The sequence below is a fragment of the Planifilum fimeticola genome, from assembly GCF_003001905.1.
Lineage (GTDB): Bacteria > Bacillota > Bacilli > Thermoactinomycetales > DSM-44946 > Planifilum > Planifilum fimeticola.
On record NZ_PVNE01000004.1, the window covers coordinates 99,082 to 119,573 of the forward strand.

The 20,492-nt window shown below is 57.7% G+C and carries 17 protein-coding genes; 1 reads left to right on the plus strand and 16 read right to left on the minus strand.

The window, feature by feature from the left end; all coding sequences use genetic code 11:
- Nucleotides 1–67 precede the first annotated feature (67 nt).
- Both yfmH and yfmF read right to left on the minus strand, forming a co-directional pair.
- The gene (gene yfmH, locus CLV97_RS03970; protein WP_106344236.1) at nucleotides 68–1,354 is read right to left on the minus strand and encodes an EF-P 5-aminopentanol modification-associated protein YfmH; all 1,287 of its coding nucleotides are present in this window, start codon (nucleotides 1,352–1,354) and stop codon (nucleotides 68–70) included.
- A complete protein-coding gene (gene yfmF / locus CLV97_RS03975; RefSeq protein ID WP_245891356.1) occupies nucleotides 1,341–2,636 on the minus strand; it encodes an EF-P 5-aminopentanol modification-associated protein YfmF in 1,296 nt (431 codons plus the stop codon). The genes yfmH and yfmF overlap by 14 nt, the downstream gene beginning before the upstream one ends.
- Nucleotides 2,637–2,812: 176 nt before the next feature.
- Between yfmF and CLV97_RS03980 the strand changes: the two genes are divergently transcribed.
- On the plus strand, nucleotides 2,813–4,384 hold the full coding sequence (locus tag CLV97_RS03980; protein ID WP_106344237.1) for an alkaline phosphatase family protein: 1,572 nt from the start codon (nucleotides 2,813–2,815) through the stop codon (nucleotides 4,382–4,384).
- A gap of 30 nt (nucleotides 4,385–4,414) precedes the next feature.
- On the opposite strand, the gene CLV97_RS03985 is transcribed toward CLV97_RS03980, so the two are convergent.
- The 14 genes from CLV97_RS03985 to dpsA all read right to left on the minus strand — a co-directional run bounded on the left by CLV97_RS03985 (nucleotide 4,415) and on the right by dpsA (nucleotide 20,470).
- Nucleotides 4,415–5,347 carry an ABC transporter permease gene (locus tag CLV97_RS03985; protein WP_106344238.1) on the minus strand — a complete coding sequence of 311 codons (933 nt, stop codon included), beginning with the start codon at nucleotides 5,345–5,347 and terminating at the stop codon, nucleotides 4,415–4,417.
- Nucleotides 5,340–6,410, minus strand: a complete 1,071-nt coding sequence (locus CLV97_RS03990; protein ID WP_106344239.1) for an ABC transporter permease — start codon at nucleotides 6,408–6,410, stop codon at nucleotides 5,340–5,342. The genes CLV97_RS03985 and CLV97_RS03990 overlap by 8 nt, the downstream gene beginning before the upstream one ends.
- The gene (locus CLV97_RS03995; RefSeq protein WP_106344305.1) at nucleotides 6,407–7,912 is read right to left on the minus strand and encodes an ABC transporter ATP-binding protein; all 1,506 of its coding nucleotides are present in this window, start codon (nucleotides 7,910–7,912) and stop codon (nucleotides 6,407–6,409) included. Before CLV97_RS03995 ends, CLV97_RS03990 begins: the two co-directional genes overlap by 4 nt.
- Nucleotides 7,913–7,998: 86 nt before the next feature.
- Complete coding sequence (locus tag CLV97_RS04000) at nucleotides 7,999–9,039, minus strand: BMP family lipoprotein (RefSeq protein WP_106344240.1); 1,041 nt, start codon at nucleotides 9,037–9,039, stop codon at nucleotides 7,999–8,001.
- A gap of 39 nt (nucleotides 9,040–9,078) precedes the next feature.
- Entirely contained in the window at nucleotides 9,079–9,819 is a 741-nt protein-coding gene (locus CLV97_RS04005; RefSeq protein WP_106344241.1) for a GntR family transcriptional regulator, read from the minus strand.
- Nucleotides 9,820–9,922: 103 nt separating this feature from the next.
- Nucleotides 9,923–12,232: a DNA translocase FtsK gene (locus CLV97_RS04010; protein WP_106344242.1), complete on the minus strand. Its 2,310-nt coding sequence runs from the start codon at nucleotides 12,230–12,232 to the stop codon at nucleotides 9,923–9,925.
- A gap of 183 nt (nucleotides 12,233–12,415) precedes the next feature.
- On the minus strand, nucleotides 12,416–12,643 hold the full coding sequence (locus CLV97_RS04015; RefSeq protein ID WP_106344243.1) for a YlzJ-like family protein: 228 nt from the start codon (nucleotides 12,641–12,643) through the stop codon (nucleotides 12,416–12,418).
- Nucleotides 12,640–13,359 carry a ClpP family protease gene (locus CLV97_RS04020; protein WP_425440541.1) on the minus strand — a complete coding sequence of 240 codons (720 nt, stop codon included), beginning with the start codon at nucleotides 13,357–13,359 and terminating at the stop codon, nucleotides 12,640–12,642. Before CLV97_RS04020 ends, CLV97_RS04015 begins: the two co-directional genes overlap by 4 nt.
- A gap of 340 nt (nucleotides 13,360–13,699) precedes the next feature.
- Nucleotides 13,700–15,379, minus strand: coding sequence for a ribonuclease J (locus CLV97_RS04025; protein ID WP_106344245.1), 1,680 nt, complete (start codon nucleotides 15,377–15,379; stop codon nucleotides 13,700–13,702).
- 153 nt (nucleotides 15,380–15,532) lie between these two features.
- On the minus strand, nucleotides 15,533–16,417 hold the full coding sequence (gene dapA, locus CLV97_RS04030; protein ID WP_106344246.1) for a 4-hydroxy-tetrahydrodipicolinate synthase: 885 nt from the start codon (nucleotides 16,415–16,417) through the stop codon (nucleotides 15,533–15,535).
- Nucleotides 16,418–16,449: 32 nt separating this feature from the next.
- On the minus strand, nucleotides 16,450–17,658 hold the full coding sequence (dapG, locus tag CLV97_RS04035; RefSeq protein WP_106344247.1) for an aspartate kinase: 1,209 nt from the start codon (nucleotides 17,656–17,658) through the stop codon (nucleotides 16,450–16,452).
- Nucleotides 17,659–17,671: 13 nt separating this feature from the next.
- Nucleotides 17,672–18,706 carry an aspartate-semialdehyde dehydrogenase gene (locus tag CLV97_RS04040; RefSeq protein ID WP_106344306.1) on the minus strand — a complete coding sequence of 345 codons (1,035 nt, stop codon included), beginning with the start codon at nucleotides 18,704–18,706 and terminating at the stop codon, nucleotides 17,672–17,674.
- 262 nt (nucleotides 18,707–18,968) lie between these two features.
- Nucleotides 18,969–19,571 (minus strand): dipicolinate synthase subunit B, encoded by a 603-nt coding sequence (locus CLV97_RS04045; RefSeq protein ID WP_106344248.1) that lies wholly within the window; start codon nucleotides 19,569–19,571, stop codon nucleotides 18,969–18,971.
- Nucleotides 19,568–20,470 carry a dipicolinate synthase subunit DpsA gene (gene dpsA, locus CLV97_RS04050; RefSeq protein ID WP_106344249.1) on the minus strand — a complete coding sequence of 301 codons (903 nt, stop codon included), beginning with the start codon at nucleotides 20,468–20,470 and terminating at the stop codon, nucleotides 19,568–19,570. Before dpsA ends, CLV97_RS04045 begins: the two co-directional genes overlap by 4 nt.
- Nucleotides 20,471–20,492: the final 22 nt, after the last annotated feature.

Here is a 20,492-nt window from a genome sequence, read left to right on the forward strand (position 1 = left end):
CCGTGACCTCCGCCATGGCACAACCCCCTGCCTTCCGATCCTAGAAGATCTTTACCGGACCAAATGTTTATTCTCCAAGGGGCCTCACGATCGAGACCGCCATCCGGTTCAGATTCACATGTTCTTGGAGGCGGCGATTGATTTCCTCCGGCGTCAACTCTTCCAACACGGGAATCACCCGGAACAGATCGCTCTGATTGAAGCGGTAGCGGGTGAACTGATTGGCGATCCACTCCGGTGAATTGAGAGCCCGAAGCATTTGACCCAACCGCTTCTTGCGGATGCGCTGGACAATCTCCTCCGAAATGCCCTTGTTCAGAACGCGGGGAACTTCCTCCTCCACCCGCCTGATCAAGGCGTCGGGATCCGGCGTGTCTCCGCCGATGACGGAAAACCCGTATCCCTTTTCCAGGGAATAATCAAAGCCGAAGTTTTCGTCAATCAATCCGTCGTCGTACAAAGACTGGTACAGATCGGAACCTGGACCGAACAGGGCTTCCAACACCACATAGGTGGCCGTCTCCTGCTTCAGATAGTCGTCCCCCGACAACCCGGTCCTCGGCTCCTTGAATCCGAACATGCACTTGGAAATCCCCACGCTCAGCCGAATCTCATGGCGCGGACGGGCAACCTCCTCCGGCTCTTCGGGGAAGAACCGACCGATTTCCCCCGGAGGTTCAAAGGATTTTTTCGCCTGGTTCTCCCGCACGAGGGACATGATCCTCTCGGGATCGACGGGCCCGACGACGAACAGGAGCATGTTGCTGGGGTGGTAAAAGGTCTCATAACACGTATACAGCGTATCCTTGGTGATCTCGGCGATGGACTCCACCGTGCCGGCGATGTCGATCCGTACGGGATGCCGCTGATAAAGGCTCTCGATCAACCCGAAATAGGAACGCCAATCCGGGTTGTCGTCATACATCCGGATCTCCTGTCCGATAATCCCCTTCTCCTTTTCCACCCCGTCCTCGGTAAAATAGGGATTCTGGACAAAATCGATCAGGGTCGTCAAATTTTCCTCCACCTGTTCGGTACAGGAAAACAAGTAAGCCGTCCGGTCAAAGCTGGTGAACGCGTTGGCCGACGCCCCTTGGGCGGCGAAGCGCTGAAAAACGTCTCCGTCCTCCTCTTCAAACATTTTGTGCTCCAGGAAATGAGCGATCCCGTCGGGAACGCGGATCTCTTCCTTCCCGGGGGGCCGGAAATGATTGTCGATCGAACCGTAATGGGTGGTGAAGGTGGCGTAAGTCTTGAAAAAGCCCGGCTTGGGCAATACGTAAACCTGAAGTCCGTTGGGAAGCTCTTCGCGATACAGGGTTTCCCCCAGCTGACGATGCTCAATTCGCTCCATCTGCAGTTCCCCCCTTGTCCCGCAAGAAATAGATGGTGTCAAGCTGAACCCGTTCCGCCACCCGGCGCACATCCTCCTTGTTCACTTCTTCGATTCCCTTGAGCAACCGATCGATCGTCCAATCCCTTCCGCTCAAGATGGAATGGTAGGCAAAATCGATCAGCTCATAGGGTCGGTCCTGGCGTTCCCGCAGTTGATTGGACAAGGTGGCCCGGGTCTGGCTGAGCTCCCGGTCGGAGATGTCCCCCTTCCGCATCGCATCCAGCTGCTTTTGGATGATGTCCAACGCCTTCCGGTAATTGGCGATTTCAATCCCCGACTGTATGGTCAAAATCCCCTTGTGACTCTCCAGCCGGGAAGAGGCGTAGTAGGCCAAGCTGGCCTTTTCCCGCACATTCATGAACAGCTTCGAGTGGGGAAAACCTCCGAGAATTCCGTTATACATCAAAAGGGAAATGTAATCATCATCCCGGATCGTCGCCCCGGTGCGACAGCCCATGTTCAACTTCCCTTGAATCACATCCAGCCGTTCCACCACTTCCTTGACCCGGTCGACGGCGGGCTGTTCCCGCTTTACCTCGACGGGCGGACGCTCCCCCTCCGCGTATGGAAACAGCTCCCGCACCAGCGCGGCCACTTCATCGACGGAGACATTTCCCACGAAAAAGAAATCGATCGGACGGGTTTCGATCACCTGGCGATAATATGTATACAGATTATCCGGGTCGATCGAAGGAAGATCCTCGGTCCGACCGTATACAAACAGGCCGAAAGGTTCCTTGTCACACATTTCCGCGACACAGCGCTGGGCGGCATAACGAATCTTGTCATCCAACAGGCTGTCGATCTTCTGTTTCAGATTTTTCTTCTCCGCTTCCACGTAAGCGCGGCGAAACCCCCCGTCCTCAGTCACGGGACGGGTCAAAACCTCCATCAGAAAAGCGGTCCCTTCCCGCAGCAGCTTCGGGCTTTCGGAGAGATACCGGCCGTTGGCAATCTCCAGTCCCACATGCATGATGTGGCGTTCTCCCCGCTTGAACACGTCGGTGTACAGGGTGGCCCCGTAAAGGTCCTCCAATTTCCGCTTCAACTGCAGCGTGGACGGATAAGAAACCGTTCCGCGCTGAAGTACGTTCGGCAGCAACGCCGTCTTCGTCACCGTCTCCGGCGTCAGCTCCTGCTGAATCATGGCGGCGATGGTGGTGGTTTTAAATTTTTCCGTCGGACAGACATGAACGCGGAAATTTCCCATTGATACCGTCTCAAAAGGCGACACTCCCACGCCGATACCCTCCTTCTCACACACTCCCTGGATGTGAAATGACAACGCCTCTTTCCATTATAGACCAACCAAAATGGGAGTGAAACGGGTGGACATCCCTCTTTTCACTTCAGGTAATATCCCCATTTTCGGCCATACTATCAAACGGTATTACCTCATCAAGGGGGGACCTCCCATTGCGAAACCTGTTGTCCATCCTCTTCTCAATTATTCTGGTCGGTTTTCTTCTTTTCCCCGTCCGCGCTTCAAAACCGCTCCAATCGCCGGAGTCGGCACCTTCCCCCTCTCGGGGCGTGGCGCTTTTTGTCGCCGATTCCTTGATGCCGGAAGCCCTGAACGAACTCCTCCGGGAGGGAAAACTGAAAGCCATTCCGTTTCTCATCGATCACGGCTTCTATTGGGATGACGTGGTCAGCGTCTTCCCGTCCATGAGTGTGGTGATCGACAGCTCCCTGATCACCGGCACCTATCCGGACGAACACCGCGTCCCCGCCCTCGTCTGGTACGATCCGGAATCCCGACGGGTCATCAATTACGGGGATTCCCCCCGCTCCCTGTGGAAACAGGGACCCTTGACCACCCTGCATTGGGTGCTCGCGGATCTGAATCAAAAACACCTCAGTCCTCGCGTCTCCACCATCCACGAAGCCCTGGAGCGGACCGGCCTCCGGACCGGTTCCATCAACCTCCTGGTTCACCGGGGACCCGTCAGCCATCACACTCCCCTGTTCGAACTGACCTTAAAGGGCCCCGACCTGTTGGCTCTGGGGCCTATCCTTTCGGAGAAGGAAGAATCCGGCGGAGAAACCTTCTTCACCACAAACTCCTTTCGCGATGCCGATGTCTGGCGCACGGCCAGGCGGTGGCTACACCGGAATCCCCAGCCCGATTTTTTGATCGCCTATCTGTCCGAGCTGGACAAGAAGGTGCACAGGGAAGGACCGAGCCACCGCCAACACCTCCTGGAAATCGATCGACGACTGTCCTCCCTCCTCTCCTCCTTCGGGAGCTGGGAACAGGCCCTTGACCGCTACATCTTCATTCTGATGGGGGACAGCGGCCATGTCCCGGTCAAGGACGACGAAGGCCATCAAATCCATCTGGAAGAGATCTTGAAAGGATTCCGCCTTCTTCCGCCGGGCTCCCGCCTGAAACCGGGCGACTACGACTGGGTGGTAGCTCCCAACGAACAGCTGGCGGTTCTCTATCCCGCCCGTCCCTCCGTGCCGACCCTGCCCGTTCAAAGGAGGCTGTTGAAACACCCCGGCATCGACCTGGTGATGCAGCGCGACGGGAACATGATCACCGTCCAGAGCCGAACGGGCATCCTCCGCTTTCGGAGGGGCGGGCCGTGGACCGATCCCTACGGAAACACCTGGACCGTTTCGGGAAACCCGGAAGTCCTGGACCTTCGGATCGATCCGGCAAACAAAAGTATCGGATACCGAACCTACCCCGACGCACTCCGTCAAATCCTGGGAGCTGCGGGCGCTCAGCGGGGTCCTTGTCTCCTCGTCACCGCCCGCACCGGATACGAGTTCCGTTACGGCACCTCCCCGAGCCATCCGGGCGGCGGAAGCCACGGCTCCCTGAAGCAACGGGAAATGCTCGTTCCCCTGATCGCGGGTGGGACTACCGTCAAGCCGGCCCACCGACGCATCGTCGACCTGAAGGCGTGGATCTTGTCCCTCGTCCAGGAAGAAAAAAAGAAGCCCGGAAAGCAAATGGGGACGGGCACAACGTATTGAGTCCCCTCCGCTTTCCGGGTTCTTATCTGCTCATCGCCCGCCCTTTTCGTAGGGCTTACCAACCGCAGCCGGCGCTTCCGATCTGCCCACAAAACCGGCCAGGGCCAAAAGAGTCAGGACATAAGGCAACATGCTCAGCACTTCGCTCGGGACGACCTGCGTCCATCCGTAAATTTGACCGATCAGCGCCAGGGAGACGGAAAAGCCGAAAAAGAGCGCCGCCCCCAACACTCCCAAGGGATGCCACTTCCCGAAGATGAGCGCCGCAAGAGAAATGAAGCCCTGTCCCGAAACCGTCGTCTGGCCAAATTCGCTGCCGATGGCGATGGACAATCCGGCTCCTCCTGCGGCCGCCAGGGCACCGCTGATCATCACGGCGATGTAGCGCATTTGGATCACGTTGATCCCCGCCGTCTCCGCGGCGCTGGGATGCTCACCCACCGACCGGAGCCGCATGCCGAAGGGAGTGTAGTACAGCACGATATAAGTGACGATCACCACCAGATAAGCCAGGTAAGTGGTGGGAAACTGGTTGAACAGCGAAGGCCCGATCACGGGAATCTCGCTCAACAGGGGAACCGGCACCTGGTGGAACAATTCCGGAACCGTCGGCGTCTTGCCGGCGCCCTCATACATATACTTGACGAGATAAACCGAAAGCCCCAGGGCGAGAAAATTGATCGCCACCCCGCTGACCACTTGATCCGCCTTGAAGGTGATCGAAGCCACGGCATGGGGAATCGCCATGAGGACACCGGCGATCATCGCGGCCGCGAGACCGATCCAGGGGTTCCCCGTCAAAATCGTGATCACCGCGGCAGTGAAAGCTCCGATGATCATCAACCCCTCCAGGGCGATGTTGACCACGCCGGACCGCTCCGAATACAGCCCACCGATGGCGGCCAGGATGAGGGGGGTGGAATAAAGCACCGCCGAGTGAATCAAGGCCGTCAGATCAGGCATCTTCTTTCACCCTCCTTTCCCGCCGGAAGCGCTCAACGATCCAACCGGTGACATTGGCCGCCACAAACAGGATGATCGCCGCAAACACCACGCGGATCACTTCGAAGGGAACATTTGCTTCAAATTGCATCGTCCCCCCGCCGTAGGTCAATATCCCGAAAAGGACGGCGGCCAGAATCACGCCCAACGGAGTATTTCCGCCCAGCAGGGCGACGGCGATGCCGTCGAAGCCCAGTCCGTTGAAAAACGTGAGGATCGTTAAATACTCGTCGGTTCCCAGCATCTCGGTGGCACCCGCCAGACCGGCGAAGGAACCGCTGATCATCATCGACAGGATGATGCTCCGCCGCACGCTCATTCCGGCGTACTCCGAGGCATGCGGGTTCAGGCCGACCGCCCGGAATTCAAAGCCGACGGTGGTCCTCCACAGCAGCCAGTGCATGAACAGGGCGAGGAGAAGCGCGATGATAATTCCCAAATGAATCCGCGAATTGGCAAAAACATCCGTCAACACATTCCATCGTATGGAAGCAGACTCCGGAATCATCGGCGTCGAATCGGCCCCGCTGCTAAGCCACGACCGGACCAGGAAGTTGGACAGATAGAAGGCGAGGAAATTCATCATGATGGTGGAAATCACCTCATGAACTCCCCGCGTTGCCTTCAAAATCCCCGGCAAAAGGGCCCACAGGGCACCTGCCAACCCTCCGAGGATCATGGCGACCAGAGCGTGCAGCACCGGGGGAAGGGACAACTTCAGCGCCACGATGACGGCCACCAACTGTCCGATGATGTATTGTCCTTCCGCTCCGATATTGAACAAACCCGTCCGGAAGGCGATGGCGACGGCCAGACCGGTCATGATGAGCGGAGAAATGGTTCGGATGGTCTCCCCGATGTCAAAGGACTGGGTAAAGGGAGTCCGAAAAAGGGCGCTGTAGGCCCGCACCGGATCATAGCCGGCCAGCACCATCAGAATCGCCCCCACCAGCATTCCCAGCAGAACCGAAACGATGGCCAAAACCAGCGGTGATTGACGATTGGCGCGAACAAAGAGATTCATGGTTTTGCTCCTTCCTCCTTCCCACCGGCCATCATGAGCCCCAATTCCTCTTCGGTCACCGTTTCGGGATCCACCCAGCCGACGATTTTCCCTTCACAGATGATGGCTATCCGATCGCTCAACTTCAGAATCTCATCCAAATCCAGGGAGAAAAGCAATACCGCTTTTCCCTTGTCCCGCTGCTCGATCAGCCGCCGGTGGATGAATTCGATGGCCCCCACATCCAGCCCGCGGGTCGGTTGGGCGGCGATCAAAAGATCCGGATCCCGTTCCACTTCCCGGGCGATGATCGCTTTCTGCTGATTCCCCCCCGACAGCGCCCGGGCCGCCGTGCGTTCGTCCGGGGTCCGGACGTCAAACTGCTCGATCAGGCGTTTGGCGTGGGCAAAGATCTCCGGGTAGCAAAGACGGATACCGCGTGCAAAGGGAGATTGATAATAGGTGATCAGGGCCAGGTTTTCTCCGATGGAAAAGTCCAGCACCAACCCGCGCTTTTGACGATCCTCGGGGATGTGTCCCACGCCTGCACGGAGAATCTCCCGGGTTTTTCTGTTCGTCACATCCTTTCCGCTCAGGCGGACGACACCCGCATCGACCCGCCGCAGGCCGGTGATCGCCTCTAGGAGTTCCGACTGTCCGTTGCCGTCCACCCCGGCGATTCCGACGATTTCCCCCGCGCGAACCGTCAAATCCAGCCCGCGTACCGCTTCAAGCCCCCGATTGTCCTTCGCCACCAGTCCTTCCACTTCCAGGACCGGTTCATCCGCCTGACTCGGAGCCTTCTCCACGGTAAAGGAAACATCGCGCCCCACCATCAGGGCCGCCAGCCGGTTTTCATCGGTCTCGGAGACAGGAAGGGAGTCGATCATCTTCCCTCTCCGGATCACGGTCACCGTATCGCAGGCCCGCATGATTTCCTTTAGCTTGTGCGTGATGAAGATAATCGTCTTCCCTTCCCGCACAAGCCGTTTCATGATTTCGATCAATTCGTCGATCTCCTGGGGAGTCAGCACGGCGGTCGGTTCATCCAAAATCAGGATGTCCGCCCCCCGGTACAGGGTTTTCAAAATCTCCACCCTTTGCTGCATCCCCACCGAAATGTCACGAATCTTCGCCCTGGGATCCACCTGAAGCCCGTACTGTTCCGACAGGCGGCGAACCTCCTCCTCCGCCCGCTTCAGGTCCAGAAAACCCATTCGGCGAGGTTCCTTGCCGAGGATGATGTTTTCCGTCACCGTAAAGGGTTCCACCAGCATGAAATGCTGATGAACCATCCCGATCCCCAGGCGGACCGCCTCGTTGGGATCGCTGATGGTCACCGACTTTCCGTTGATCTTGATGTTTCCCTCATCCGGCTCATACAGACCGAACAAAATGTTCATCAGCGTCGACTTCCCCGCGCCGTTCTCCCCGAGCAGCGCGTGAATCTCTCCGCCCTTTACGCGCAGATCGATACCGTCGTTGGCGACGAAGGAGCCGAAACGCTTGGTGATTCCCTCCATCTCAACCACAAACAATCGGATCCCCCCTTTCGGTCGTTACCCCCAAGAAAGGGGCTAGCTTTTGCTAGCCCCCGCTTCATCCCATGTCACTGAAAGGACTTGAATTCTTCTTCCGTCGAGGGAACCTTGATTTCGCCCTTTATGATTTTCTGCTTGAACTCCTCCACTTTTTTCAGCACGTCTTCGGGAACGTGCTTGCTGGTCGTCTCGGCAATGCCCACGCCGTCATCCTTCAATCCCAGCTCCACTTCTTTTCCGCCCTGGAACTTGTTCTCCTTCACCTGCTTGGTCACTTCAAAAACCGCCACATCGACGCGCTTGATCATCGAGCTGAGAGTGTGGTCCGGAGCCAGGGAGGACTGATCCATGTCGACGCCGATCGCCCAGTATTTCCCTTTTTCGCGGGTCTTCACTTCATTGAAGAGCCCCTTGCCGACTCCCCCCGCTGCATGGTAGATCACATCGACGCCGTTGTTGTACATGTTTTGGGCCAGCGAACGTCCCTTGGCCACATCGTCGAAGCTTTCCGCGTAGGCCACCTTCACTTCCGCATCGGGGTTGGCCGCCTTGACGCCTGCCCGGAAGCCCACTTCAAACTTCTTGATCAGCGGAGACGAGATCCCGCCGATAAAGCCCACCTTGTCCGTCTTGGTCATCGAACCGGCGATAACGCCCATCAGGAAGGAACCTTCATGTTCCTTGAAGGTGACCGCCACCACGTTGGGCGGAATGTTGCCGCCGAGGTTGCTGTCCACAATTCCGAACTTCGCATCGCCGAATTGTTTGGCCACCTGCGGGATCACGTTTTCAAACTTGAAGCCGATCCCCCAGATGATGTCCCGCCCTTCCCGGGCAAAACGCGAAAGGTTGGGGACGTAATCCGCATCCCGCTTGGATTCCAGGTATTTGACGTCCACACCCAACTCTTCTTTCAGGCGTTTCATCCCTTCCCAGGCGGTCTGGTTGAAAGATTCGTCGTTTATACCCCCGGTATCGGTCACCATTCCGGCAGAAAAGGCCTCTTGATCAGCGCCCTGCTGATCTCCCTGTTGCCCGGAACCGCAACCTGCGGCGGTAAGAACGAGAAATGCGCATAACAACAACGAAATCCAGCTTTTTCGCTTCAATTCCTTGACCCCCTTGAAAAAATGGCGACGAGCTCATGCTCATTTTTCCCCGATCAACTCCAGATCAGTCGCGACGGGTCCTGCCGGGCGGAACCGCTCCACCTGAAAGGAGAATTGATCGGAGCGAAAATAATGGGAAGAGAACAAGACCGGACGATCCTGTCCATCAAAATGGAGCTGGCGCAGGATCAGGAGCGATGATTCCGGAGGACTGCACAAAAGGGACGAGATTCTCTCGTGGTATCCAATCGCTTCCACGCGGGTGTGAGCCCTCACCACGCCCCTTCCAGCCTTTTCGAAAAGCTGAAACAGGAAATCGCTTTCACAGGGATGGAAATCCTGAAGAATCGAAGCCGGAAACTTGTCCAAACAATAAACCACCGGTTTCCCATCCGCTGTCCGGACCTGCTCCAGTCGAAAAACCAGCTCCTCGGGTCCCAGCTTCAACTGCTCCCGAAGCCAAGGATCCGGTTTTTCGACGGAAGCATCCAAAAAGACCGTACCGGCGGAACGCCCCGAACGGGTAATCATCTCGGAGACGCTGCTCAGCTCCTCCATCCGGATAGAAAAAACAGGACGGGCACCGACAACCCACCCGATCCCGTGGTGGTGAACGAGGTACTTTTCCTCCTCCAGGGCCATAAGCGCCTCCACAATCTCGCTCCGGCTGACATCCAACTGCTGCGCCAATTCAAACTCCGAGGGAAGGATCTCCCCTTCCGCCCAGACACCGCGGTTCAGCAGTTCTCTCAACCGTTCGACGCAGGAACTTTCCTCCATACTCGTGGTATCAGCCTCCTTCCGGCAGCAACAACACCGAGGGTTACCCCATCATTTTTATACCATGCCCGGTGGCTTTTGGCCAGTATTTTCATCACTTCCCTCAAATGGAGATCTGTTTCCGGGCGTGAAGCTGTTCGGGAGTGATCAGCACCTCCCTCGGTTTGCTCCCCTCATAGGGACCGACCACGCCCCGGCTTTCCATGAGGTCGATCAGCCGGGCCGCCCGCGTGTATCCGATGCGCAACCGGCGCTGCAACATGGAAGCGGAGGCCACCCGCGCCTCCACCACCAGCCGAACCGCCTCCGGATACAGCTCGTCGTCCATCGCTTCCTCTCCCTCCGACTCCTTCACGTCGGGGATCATCTCCTCGTTATAACGGGCTTCCTGCTGCCCTTTGACGAACTGGACCACCGCCTCCACTTCCTTGTCGGAGACAAAGGCCCCCTGAACGCGGATCGGCTTGGAGGAACCGACGGGCAGGTACAACATATCCCCCCTGCCCAGCAATTTTTCCGCACCGCCCATATCCAGAATGGTTCGGGAGTCCGCCTGGGAGGAGACGCTGAAGGCGATCCGCGAAGGGATGTTGGCCTTGATGACACCGGTGATCACATCGACGGAGGGACGCTGTGTGGCGATGATCAAATGGATTCCCGCGGCGCGGGCCATTTGAGCCAGGCGGCAGATCGCGTCTTCGACATCCGCCGGCGCCACCATCATCAGATCCGCCAGCTCATCGATGATCACCACAATGTACGGCAGCGGTTCCCGCTCGGGATCCCCCTCGATCATTTGATTGTACCTTTCGATGTCACGGGCTCCGGTTTTGGCGAACAACCCGTAACGCTTCTCCATCTCGGCCACCACTTTTTTCAGAGCCACTGCCGCTCGCCGGGCATCGGTCACCACCGGGGTGAGCAAATGCGGGATCCCGTTGTACACGTTGAGCTCCACCATTTTGGGATCGACCATCATCATCTTGACTTCGTTCGGCTTCGCCTTGTAAAGGAGGCTGGTAATCATCGCGTTGATGCATACGCTCTTCCCGGAACCCGTCGCACCGGCGACGAGCAGATGGGGCATCTTCGCCAGATCGCCGACTACCGGTTCACCGGAAATATCCCGTCCCAGAACCAGGCTCAGCTTGGAGGGGGATTCGTGGTATGCGGAACTTTCAAGCAGATCCCTGAGACCCACCATCGCGATTTCCGGGTTGGGCACCTCGATGCCCACAGCGGACTTGCCGGGAATCGGGGCCTCGATTCGAATATCCCTCGCGGCCAGGGCGAGGGCAAGATCGTCCGCCAGGTTGACAATCCGGCTCACCTTCACCCCGACCTCCGGATGCACCTCATACCGGGTCACCGCAGGCCCGCGATGGGCATGGGTCACCTTGGCCCGGACACCGAAGCTTTCCAAGGTGGCTTCCAGCTTTTTCGCCTTGGACTTGATCTCCTGCTTCTCCTCCCCACGATTGGTGTTACGTTGCTTGTTCAGCAGCGAATAGGGAGGCAGGCGGTATTCCGACGGATCCAAATCCGTCTGCTGGAAATGCACCTTGACGGACGCCTTCTCCTGCTCTTTCGGTTCAGGTTTTTCCTCCCTCTCCTTCAGCGGGAGGGTGAGCTGCTGGGGCCGGCCGGATTCCGAAGATGAGGTGAATTCCCGTTGATGTTCCTTTTCCGTGAAGTCGTGGATCACCGGCACCTCCCCATCTCCGCCCTCCATCTCCATCTCCCCGAGGGGGGGCTGAGCCGTTTTCTTGGGCCTTTTTTTTCTCCTGGCAGAGGATTTCCGCTTCAGCCAGCGCTCCGTCAGCTGCTGCTTCCACCCGGTCAGCCGACGCCGCACCCGTTCCCGGATGGAACGAACCATGTGAACGAAGGAGAATCCCGTCGCGAGCAGACTCCCCGCCAGAAGCAGGGAAACCACGGCAATGGGCGTCCCCGCCTCATCGAACAGATACTCGAAGAGCGAATAGACCAAACCGCCGATCATCCCCCCGCCGATATCCGTGGGGAGCTCCGCTTGTCGTTCAGCCAAAATCTTTTCCCAGGTGACGGCGAGGACCGTTTTTCCCCGGTCCTCCGGCCCGAGGGCGTCCATCATGCTCATGTGGTTCAGCACCAGAAACGCGAGGATGATCAGGACGACCCCGGTCCAGCGGGGGGACCAACCCGTGGGCCACCTCCGCTTCACCATGATATAGACGGACAAGATCATGCCGGTAAGTGGGATGATGAAATCCCAGGTTCCCACCAGGAACCTGGACAAATATGTCAGGGAGCGGCCAACCGCCCCCAGGCTGGCCATGGCAATCAAAGACGCGGTAAACAGGGCGATCCCGTACAATTCAAAGTGGATGGCCCTTTGAATTTGTTCTTTTCTTTTTCTCTTTCCCTTCGACATCGATCTCACCTTTCCCGGGCAAGCCTCCGTTCCCATTATAACATGGAAACTGGCACATTCAGCCAATTGAAGGGCAAATTTGTCCCGAACGACAAACGGCCGAATTCCCATGGATCACCGCGGGAGTTCGGCCGTGCTTTGCAAGACCGGTATAAACGGAAACAAACGAGGAGCAAGGGCTTTTTATTGGAGGGTGGGGATGAGATGGATCCGGTTGCCCGGTTGAAGGCGGGGATTCAGATAATGCCGTGGATCCGGGGAAAGCAGGCGGAGAATCCGCGCCTCCCCGTTTTCCAATATCTCGACCTGCATCGCCACACCGCCGATGGACACGTCCCGGATGCGCCGTTCCGGGGGGCGGTGCGGATCCGTGTAGATCCATTCGGGAGGAAAGACCGTGTAATGAATCATTGGACGGGCCCTCCCGCTTTCCTGGCCTCGATCAGCCGGTTCAACTCCGCCATGGCATCGGCCAATCCGCCGACCCGGTCGATCAGTCCATATCCCACCGCATCCCGGCCGATCACATTGGTGCCGATATCCCGGGCCAGCTCTCCGGTCCGGAACATCAGCTGGCGAAACGCGGCCTCGGTGATGTTGGAATGGTTGACCACGAAGCGGATCACCCGCTCCTGCATCTTCTCCAGGTACTCAAAGGTTTGGGGCACCCCGACCACCATGCCCGTCAACCGGATCGGATGGATGGTCATGGTGGCCGTTTCGGTGATGAAGCTGACATCGGCCGCCACGGCGATCGGCACGCCGATGCTGTGCCCTCCCCCGAGAACGAGGGAAACCGTCGGTTTGCTCATCGTGGCGATCATCTCGGCGATGGCCAAACCCGCTTCCACGTCCCCGCCGATGGTGTTGAGGGCCACGATCACGCCTTCCACCTGCGGATTTTGCTCGGCGGCGACAATCTGAGGAATGACGTGTTCATATTTGGTCGTCTTGTTGTGGGAAGGCATGACCAGATGCCCTTCGATTTGACCGATCACCGACAAACAATAGATGTTGGATTCCAACTGCGGAACATTGGCCCCGCCCAGCTGCTGGATGGCTTGAATCGTCTCTTTTTTCTTGTCCTGCTCTTCGGTCAAAGGCTTTTCATTCCAAAACGAATCCACTTTGGTGAGCACCCCTTTGTCCAAAATGCAAAAAATCCGGACCGCGAGGGGGCGAGACCCGCCGCAAATCATTCCTCGCGCAACCCCTCCGTCTTCCCACCTAGTATGCTCAGAGATCCCCCCGAATAATAAGGAGCTCCTTCTCCCTCCGCGGCAAACACATGCAGAGTGAAATGCCGTTTCCAATGAAAATTTTCGGTTGTCCGGCCTGACCGGCTTCTCCCGGATCCGGATCGTGCACATCCACCCTTTGGTTGAACGCTACAGGAGAAAACCGTCAACATCCGATTCCTTCATGAAAAAACCGGCACCCTTCGGGTGCCGGTTTTGGAACCGAGACTCAGACCTCCATGATGATCGGCAAAATCATCGGCCGCCGCCTCGTCCGATCGTACAGAAAGCGGCTCAGGGCGTCCCGGATGCTGGTCTTGAGGGAGGCCCATTCGCTGACTCGGTCCTTCATGCATTTTTCCATCGTCTGCGTGACAATGCGGTTGGCTTCGTCCAACAGTTGTTCCGATTCCCGCACATAGACGAAACCTCGGGAAATGATATCCGGACCGGACAAAATCGTGCCGTTGTTTTTGCTCAGGGTGACTACAACCACCAAAATTCCATCTTGTGACAACAACTTGCGGTCTCTGAGCACGATATTTCCGACATCTCCGACTCCCAAACCGTCAATCAACACATTGCCTGTGGCAATCTTGGGACCGTAGCGCGCTTTTCCGTCGGAAAACTCCACCGTGTCACCATTGTCACAGATAAAAATGTTTTCCGGTCGGACGCCAACGGACTCGGCAAGTTGGGCGTGAGCACGCAGCATGCGGTACTCACCGTGAATCGGGATAAAGTACTTGGGACGGATGAGGTTCAACATCAGTTTCAGGTCTTCCTGCGACCCGTGGCCGGATACGTGCACACCATGCTGAGACGTCGTGCTGTAGACGACGTCCGCCCCGATGCGGAACAGTTGATCCACCGTGCGCGCAACGAACTTCTCATTCCCCGGGATGGGCGTGGCCGCGATCACCACCGTGTCGCCGGGAAGCACCTCCACCTTGCGATGGGACGAATGGGCCATCCGCGTCAGAGCCGACATCGGTTCCCCTTGGCTCCCCGTCGACATCACGGCCACCCGATGAGCGGGCAGCTTATTGATCTCGTCCGGATCGATCAACAAACCGTCGGGGACCCGAAGATACCCCAGCTCCATACCGATGTTGACCACATTCACCATGCTGCGCCCCACAACCGCCAGTTTTCGTCCGTGGTTGTGGGCGGCATCCATCACCTGCTGGATCCGGTGAATGTTGGAGGCAAAGGTGGCCACGATGATCCGTTGCTTCGCCTTGCGGAACACCTCTTCCAAGGCTTCCCCGACCACCCGTTCCGAACCGGTGAAACCGGGCCGCTCCGCGTTGGTGCTGTCCGACAGAAGACACAGAACGCCTCTTTTTCCGATCTCAGCCATCTTGTGCATTTCCGCAGCCTGTCCGTTCACCGGGGTGAGGTCGAACTTGAAGTCCCCCGTATGCACCACCAAGCCTTCCGGGGTTTCCAGACAGATTCCCACGGAATCCGGAATGCTGTGGTTGGTTTTGAAAAAGGTGGCCTTGATCGAACCGAGCTTTACTTCCGAACGGCTGTGAATCAAGATCCGCTTCGTCTCATTCAAAAGGTGCGCTTCCCGCAGCTTGTGTTCGACAAGACCGAGGGTCAGCTTCGTTCCGTAAACCGGCACGTTCAGATGGCGCAGGATGTAAGGAAGTGCCCCGATGTGATCCTCGTGTCCGTGCGTCAACAAAATCCCGCGTACTTTCTCGCGATTTTCGATCAAGTACGTGATGTCGGGAATGACGACATCGATTCCCAGCATCTCTTCTTCAGGGAACATCAAACCCGCGTCGATCACGACGATATCGTCCCCGTACCGAACCACGTACATGTTCTTCCCGATTTCGTCCAACCCACCGAGCGCAAAAACGGTTAGTTTGCCTCGTGAGTTGAATTTCGTCAAAAAAATACCCTCCTGTATTCAGTTGTAAGTCACCCGAAACCGCACAAGCCACTTGCGTTCATTATACACGAACCGAGACGGGAGACGCAACAATCTTCAGGATCCCTTCCGAGACAATAAAAAAGCCCCGGGAACTTCCCGGAGCGATTCGAATCAAAGGTTGAGCATGCGGAGCAATTCTTTGATCTGACTCTGTTGCGCCTCCGTCGGCGGCACGAGCGGAAGGCGCACCGTCGGTTCGCACAACCCCTTCAGATGCATGGCGTATTTGACGGGAACCGGGTTGGAGGTGATGAACAGGCCCTCAAACAGCGGATTGTATCGCTGGTGGATTTGGGCCGCCCGCCGGACATCGCCGGCGAAAAAGGCGTCCATCATTTCCCTCAATTGGGGACCGACCAGATGACTTGCCACGCTGACGACCCCGACCCCTCCCACAGCAAGGATGGGCAGCAGCAGCTTGTCGTCGCCGCTGTAGACCGCCACCCTCTCTGGCACGCGGGACGCCAATTCCGTCACCTGAGACAAGTCGCCGCTCGCTTCCTTGATCGCCACCACGTTGTCCAACTCCGTCAGCCGGACCATCGTGTCGACGGAGATGTTCGACCCGGTCCGTCCCGGGACATTGTAGAGCATGACCGGGAGGGAAGTCGCTTCGGCGATCGCCTGGAAATGGCGGAACAGACCTTCCTGAGAGGGTTTGTTGTAATAGGGGCCCACCAACATGACCCCGTCCACGCCGGCCTCTTCCGCCTCCTTCGTCAGCCGGATAGAGGCTTCGGTGTTGTTGCTGCCCGTTCCGGCGATCACTCTGACCCGGCCGTCCACCTGCCGGCTCACCCTGCTGAACAGCTCCAGCTTCTCCTCGTGGGTAAGCGTCGGCGATTCCCCGGTGGTTCCGGCAACGACAAGGGTATCCGTTCCCGTTCGGATCAAATGTTCCACAAGTTCGGTAACCCGCCGCCAATCGATCGCTCCGTCCGGAGTGAACGGAGTGATCATCGCTGTCACCAATCTGCCGAATTGCACGTCTGTCATCCTCCATTAATGATGTCGTGGCGGTCCCTCGCTCATTGATAGTGAATTTTGTGCAGCTCAAACTTGCGGTGAAGAGCCCGGACCGCCCTTTGCATGTCTTCCCCTCTCACAAGAAGCCAAATGGTGGTGTGGGAGTCAGCCGATTGCAGGATCTGGATATCCTCGTCCGTCAAGGCTTCCACGATTTTGGCCATGACGCCGGGGACCCCCGCGATGCCGGCGCCCACCGCCGAAACCTTGGCGCAATTCCGGTTGAGTTCCGCCTCAAAACCCAGGTCGCGCAAGAGGGATTCGGCTCGGTCCGCCCATTCGTCGAAAACCGTGTACGCCACTCCGCTCGGGTTTACATTGATAAAATCGATGCTGATTCCGTTTTCCGCCATCGCCTTGAACACTTTCAGCTGCAGGTCGTATTGACCTTCCCCCGCATGAACCTTGATCTGCGTCACACCCGGAACCTGCGTGATTCCCGTGATCAACCGGTCGTTCACTTCCCCCTGATTGGTCACCAGGGTGCCGGGGCTGTCGGCGAGGGTGGAGCGAACGCGGATCGGAACGTTGGTCTGCATGGCGATCTCCACCGCCCGGGGATGGATCACCTTGGCCCCCTGAAAGGCGAGGTTGCACATCTCCGTGTAGGTGACCGTATTCAAAGCCACGGCATCTTCCACGATCCGGGGATCCGCCGTCATAATCCCGTTCACATCGGTGAAAATATCCACCATATCCGCGCCCAAGGCCACCCCGAGCGCCGTGGCCGTCGTGTCGCTTCCCCCGCGTCCGAGGGTGGTGATTTCCCCTTCGGTCGTCCGCCCTTGGAACCCGGCGACGATCGGAACCCGTCCCTTCTCGAGCTCCTGGCGGATCCGGACGGGATTGACGGTGATGATCTGGGCGTTGGTATGGTCGTTGTTGGTGATGATCCCCGCTTGCCCCCCCGTCAGCACACAGCTGTCAATCCCTTTGGACCGAAGGAGACTGGCCAGGACGGAAGCGGAAATGATTTCACCGCAGTGGAGGAGCAAATCCAATTCCCGGGGAGGGAGGGCGTCACCGTTGTTTCTGACCCACTCCAGCAGGGTGTCGGTCGCGTAGGGAGCTCCCTTTCTCCCCATCGCCGAAACGACGACGACCAAATGATACCCTTCATCCAAAGCGGTCCGTATATGGTGAACCACCCGTTCCCGCAGTTCCGGCGTCGCCAGGGATGTTCCTCCGAATTTTTGAACCAGGATCTTCATGCCCTGCCCCCTTTTACTTGTCGCTGGATACGAGAAGTTCGGCAATCTGTACCGCGTTGGTTGCCGCTCCTTTCAACAGATTGTCCGACACAACCCACAGGTGGAGCCCTTTGGGGTTGTGCAAATCACGGCGAATCCTTCCCACGAACACCTCGTGACGATTGGCCGCCGTAAGGGGCATCGGATATACTTGCTCGGCAATGTCGTCTTGAACGATGATGCCCGGCGCTTCTGCCAAAATCCTGCGAACTTCTGCCGGATCCGCTTCCTCTTTCAATTCCACATAGACCGATTCGCTGTGACCGCGAAGGACCGGAATGCGAACGCAGGTGGCGCTCACCCGGATCGTGTCGTCCCCGAAAATCTTTTGGGTCTCCCGGACCATTTTCATCTCTTCCAACGTGTACCCGTTTTCCTGGTCCACGTCGCACTGCGGAATCGCATTGAAGGCGATCTGGTAATGCTTGGACAGCTTGCCCACCGGCAGCACTTCACAGGAAACCTCTTCGCCGTTTATCACCGCCCGGGTTTGCCGCTTCAGCTCTTCGATCGCCTGCCAGCCCGAACCGGAAACTGCCTGATACGTGGAAACGATGACCCGCTCCAACCCGTAACGGTCACGGATCGGTTTCAAGGCGACCACCATCTGAATGGTCGAGCAGTTGGGGTTGGCGATGATTCCCTTGTGTTCCCACACCTTGGATCCGTTCACCTCGGGTACCACCAGGGGAACATCGGGATCCATCCGGAAAGCGTTGGTATTGTCGATGACGACGGCTCCCCGCCTTACCGCCTCCGGAGCCAGCTTGAGACTGACTCCCCCTCCGGCGCTGAACAAAGCGATATCCACTCCTTCAAAGGCTTCGGGAGTGGCTTCGCGAACAACCACCTCTTCTCCATGGAACCGTACGGTTTTGCCTGCGGATCTCGCCGAAGCCAGGGGACGAAGTTCCCCCACGGGGAACGAGCGCTCCTCCAAGTTTTTCAGCATTTGTTCTCCGACCGCTCCCGTGGCTCCCACCACAGCGACTGTATAGGTTTTGGCCATGCTTTGAAATCCCCCTCTCCCGTGCATTGCGGAGCCATTTTCTCCGCGACATGATCCCCACATGGCGACAAGGTGCCGGTCGTAAAAGCCGCGCCAAAAGGAAGGAACCTGGAGGCCGCGATTGCCCCGCCGGCAACCTCCGGCTGTCTCCAGGATCAATCCGTTCCGAAAGGGAGGATGCGGGCCCCCGCAGCCTTCCTCCGGACATCGCGGCCCGAATCCTCCTCGAAGGCTCGGTGCAAAGCCGTCAAGTCTCTCTCTATTATGAAGTCAAGTAACGATATTTTTCAACTATTAACGGCTGGAGCTGCCTTCCTTCCATTGCCGCGGCACAGGTTTCCGGGATCAATTCCATGCGGGCGACCATGGAGTTGGGTTTCTTTTCGGGATTGTCCTGCCCGAAGGGGACGAAGTAGATGTCCCTCGCCGGCAGGAGGCGGGCCAGATTGACCGCATTGAGTCCCAAGGCATCGTTGGTGGAGATCGCCACCACCACGGGGCGATGATTTCTCATTTGTGCCTTGGCCGCCATGAGGACGGGACCGTCGGTCAGGGCATTGGCCAAGCGGGCCAAGGTGTTTCCGGTGCAGGGGGCGATCACCAAACAATCCAACAGCTTCTTCGGACCGATCGGTTCCGCCTCCGGAACGGTCGTGATCATCGGCTCGGGAGTGATTTCCCGGATCTTGGCCAACCACTCCTCGGCCCTGCCGAAACGGCTGTCCACGTTTGCCACCGTATAAGAGAGGATGGGAATCACCCGGGCGCCAAGCTGTACCAGTCGCTCCATCTGCGGCAAAACCTCATCGTGGGTGCAATGGGATCCCGTCATCGCAAAGCCGATGGTCTTTCCCTCGAAATTCATCTCTCCCCTTTTCCTCCCTTTCCGTCCTGTTCGGACAAATCCTGGACTATAGTCATCGCGAGAATGCGTCCCGCCGTTTTCGGGGCGACGAGTCCCGGCAGGCTGGGTGCGAGGAGAGCCTTGATTCCTCTTTTTTCCGCGTATTTGAAATCCACTCCCCCCGGTTTGGAAGCCAGGTCGATGATCACCGCCCGGTGGGGCATGTGGGCGATCACGCGCGAGGTGACGACAAGTGCCGGGATCGTGTTGAACAGCAGGTCGACATCCTCCACCTGATCGGAGAGCTCCTCAATCTGGAAAGGGGTGAGCCCCATCTCGTACGCCCGGGCAAAAAGATCGCTCTGCCGAACCCCAACGCGAACCCTTGCGCCCAATCCGTGAAGCGTACGGGCGAGCGTCATGCCCACCCTTCCCAATCCCAGCACGATACAGGAGGAGCCGTGAACGGTAATGTCCGTGTTTTGGATGGCCATCATCAGAGCCCCTTCCACCGTGGGAATCGAATTGTAGATGGCCACATCATCCCGCTCCAACAGCTCCACCAGGCGTTTGCCGTGTTTTTCGCAAAGATAGCGCAGATAGGGTTTGGCCATCCCGACATAGATCACCGCCTGCTCCGGCAGGGCTTCAATGTGTTCCTCGGTGAGAACCAGTGTTTTTTTCGTAAAGATGCTCTCCACATTTCCGCGATCATCCGTGCCGACGATGGGAAGAATCAGAACATCCACCGTTTTCATCAGATCAGGGGTGAGCTCCCGGTTGGTCGCTTCAATGAACGGATTCTGCAAATTGTCAAAGCCGACGAGGCTCACATTGGCCCGCAAATCGATGCATTTTTTGATGATTTCCAACTGCCGGGCATCTCCTCCGAGAAAGACGACATGTTTGCCTGACAGCATTTCCTATACCCCTTTCACCCTA

Bases quoted from the DNA above. Each gene is read 5' to 3' on its own strand.
- CLV97_RS03995 (WP_106344305.1), bottom strand. From the start codon at position 7,912: ATGGAGGGAATCACCAAGCGTTTCGGCTCCTTCGTCGCCAACGACGGT.
- CLV97_RS03985 (WP_106344238.1), bottom strand. From the start codon at position 5,347: ATGCCTGATCTGACGGCCTTGATTCACTCGGCGGTGCTTTATTCCACC.
- dapG (WP_106344247.1), bottom strand. From the start codon at position 17,658: ATGAAGATCCTGGTTCAAAAATTCGGAGGAACATCCCTGGCGACGCCG.
- CLV97_RS03990 (WP_106344239.1), bottom strand. From the start codon at position 6,410: ATGAATCTCTTTGTTCGCGCCAATCGTCAATCACCGCTGGTTTTGGCC.
- yfmH (WP_106344236.1), bottom strand. From the start codon at position 1,354: ATGGAGCGAATTGAGCATCGTCAGCTGGGGGAAACCCTGTATCGCGAA.
- CLV97_RS04005 (WP_106344241.1), bottom strand. From the start codon at position 9,819: ATGGAGGAAAGTTCCTGCGTCGAACGGTTGAGAGAACTGCTGAACCGC.
- dapA (WP_106344246.1), bottom strand. From the start codon at position 16,417: ATGACAGACGTGCAATTCGGCAGATTGGTGACAGCGATGATCACTCCG.
- dpsA (WP_106344249.1), bottom strand. From the start codon at position 20,470: ATGCTGTCAGGCAAACATGTCGTCTTTCTCGGAGGAGATGCCCGGCAG.
- CLV97_RS04040 (WP_106344306.1), bottom strand. From the start codon at position 18,706: ATGGCCAAAACCTATACAGTCGCTGTGGTGGGAGCCACGGGAGCGGTC.
- CLV97_RS04010 (WP_106344242.1), bottom strand. From the start codon at position 12,232: ATGTCGAAGGGAAAGAGAAAAAGAAAAGAACAAATTCAAAGGGCCATC.
- CLV97_RS04045 (WP_106344248.1), bottom strand. From the start codon at position 19,571: ATGAATTTCGAGGGAAAGACCATCGGCTTTGCGATGACGGGATCCCAT.
- CLV97_RS04015 (WP_106344243.1), bottom strand. From the start codon at position 12,643: ATGATTCATTACACGGTCTTTCCTCCCGAATGGATCTACACGGATCCG.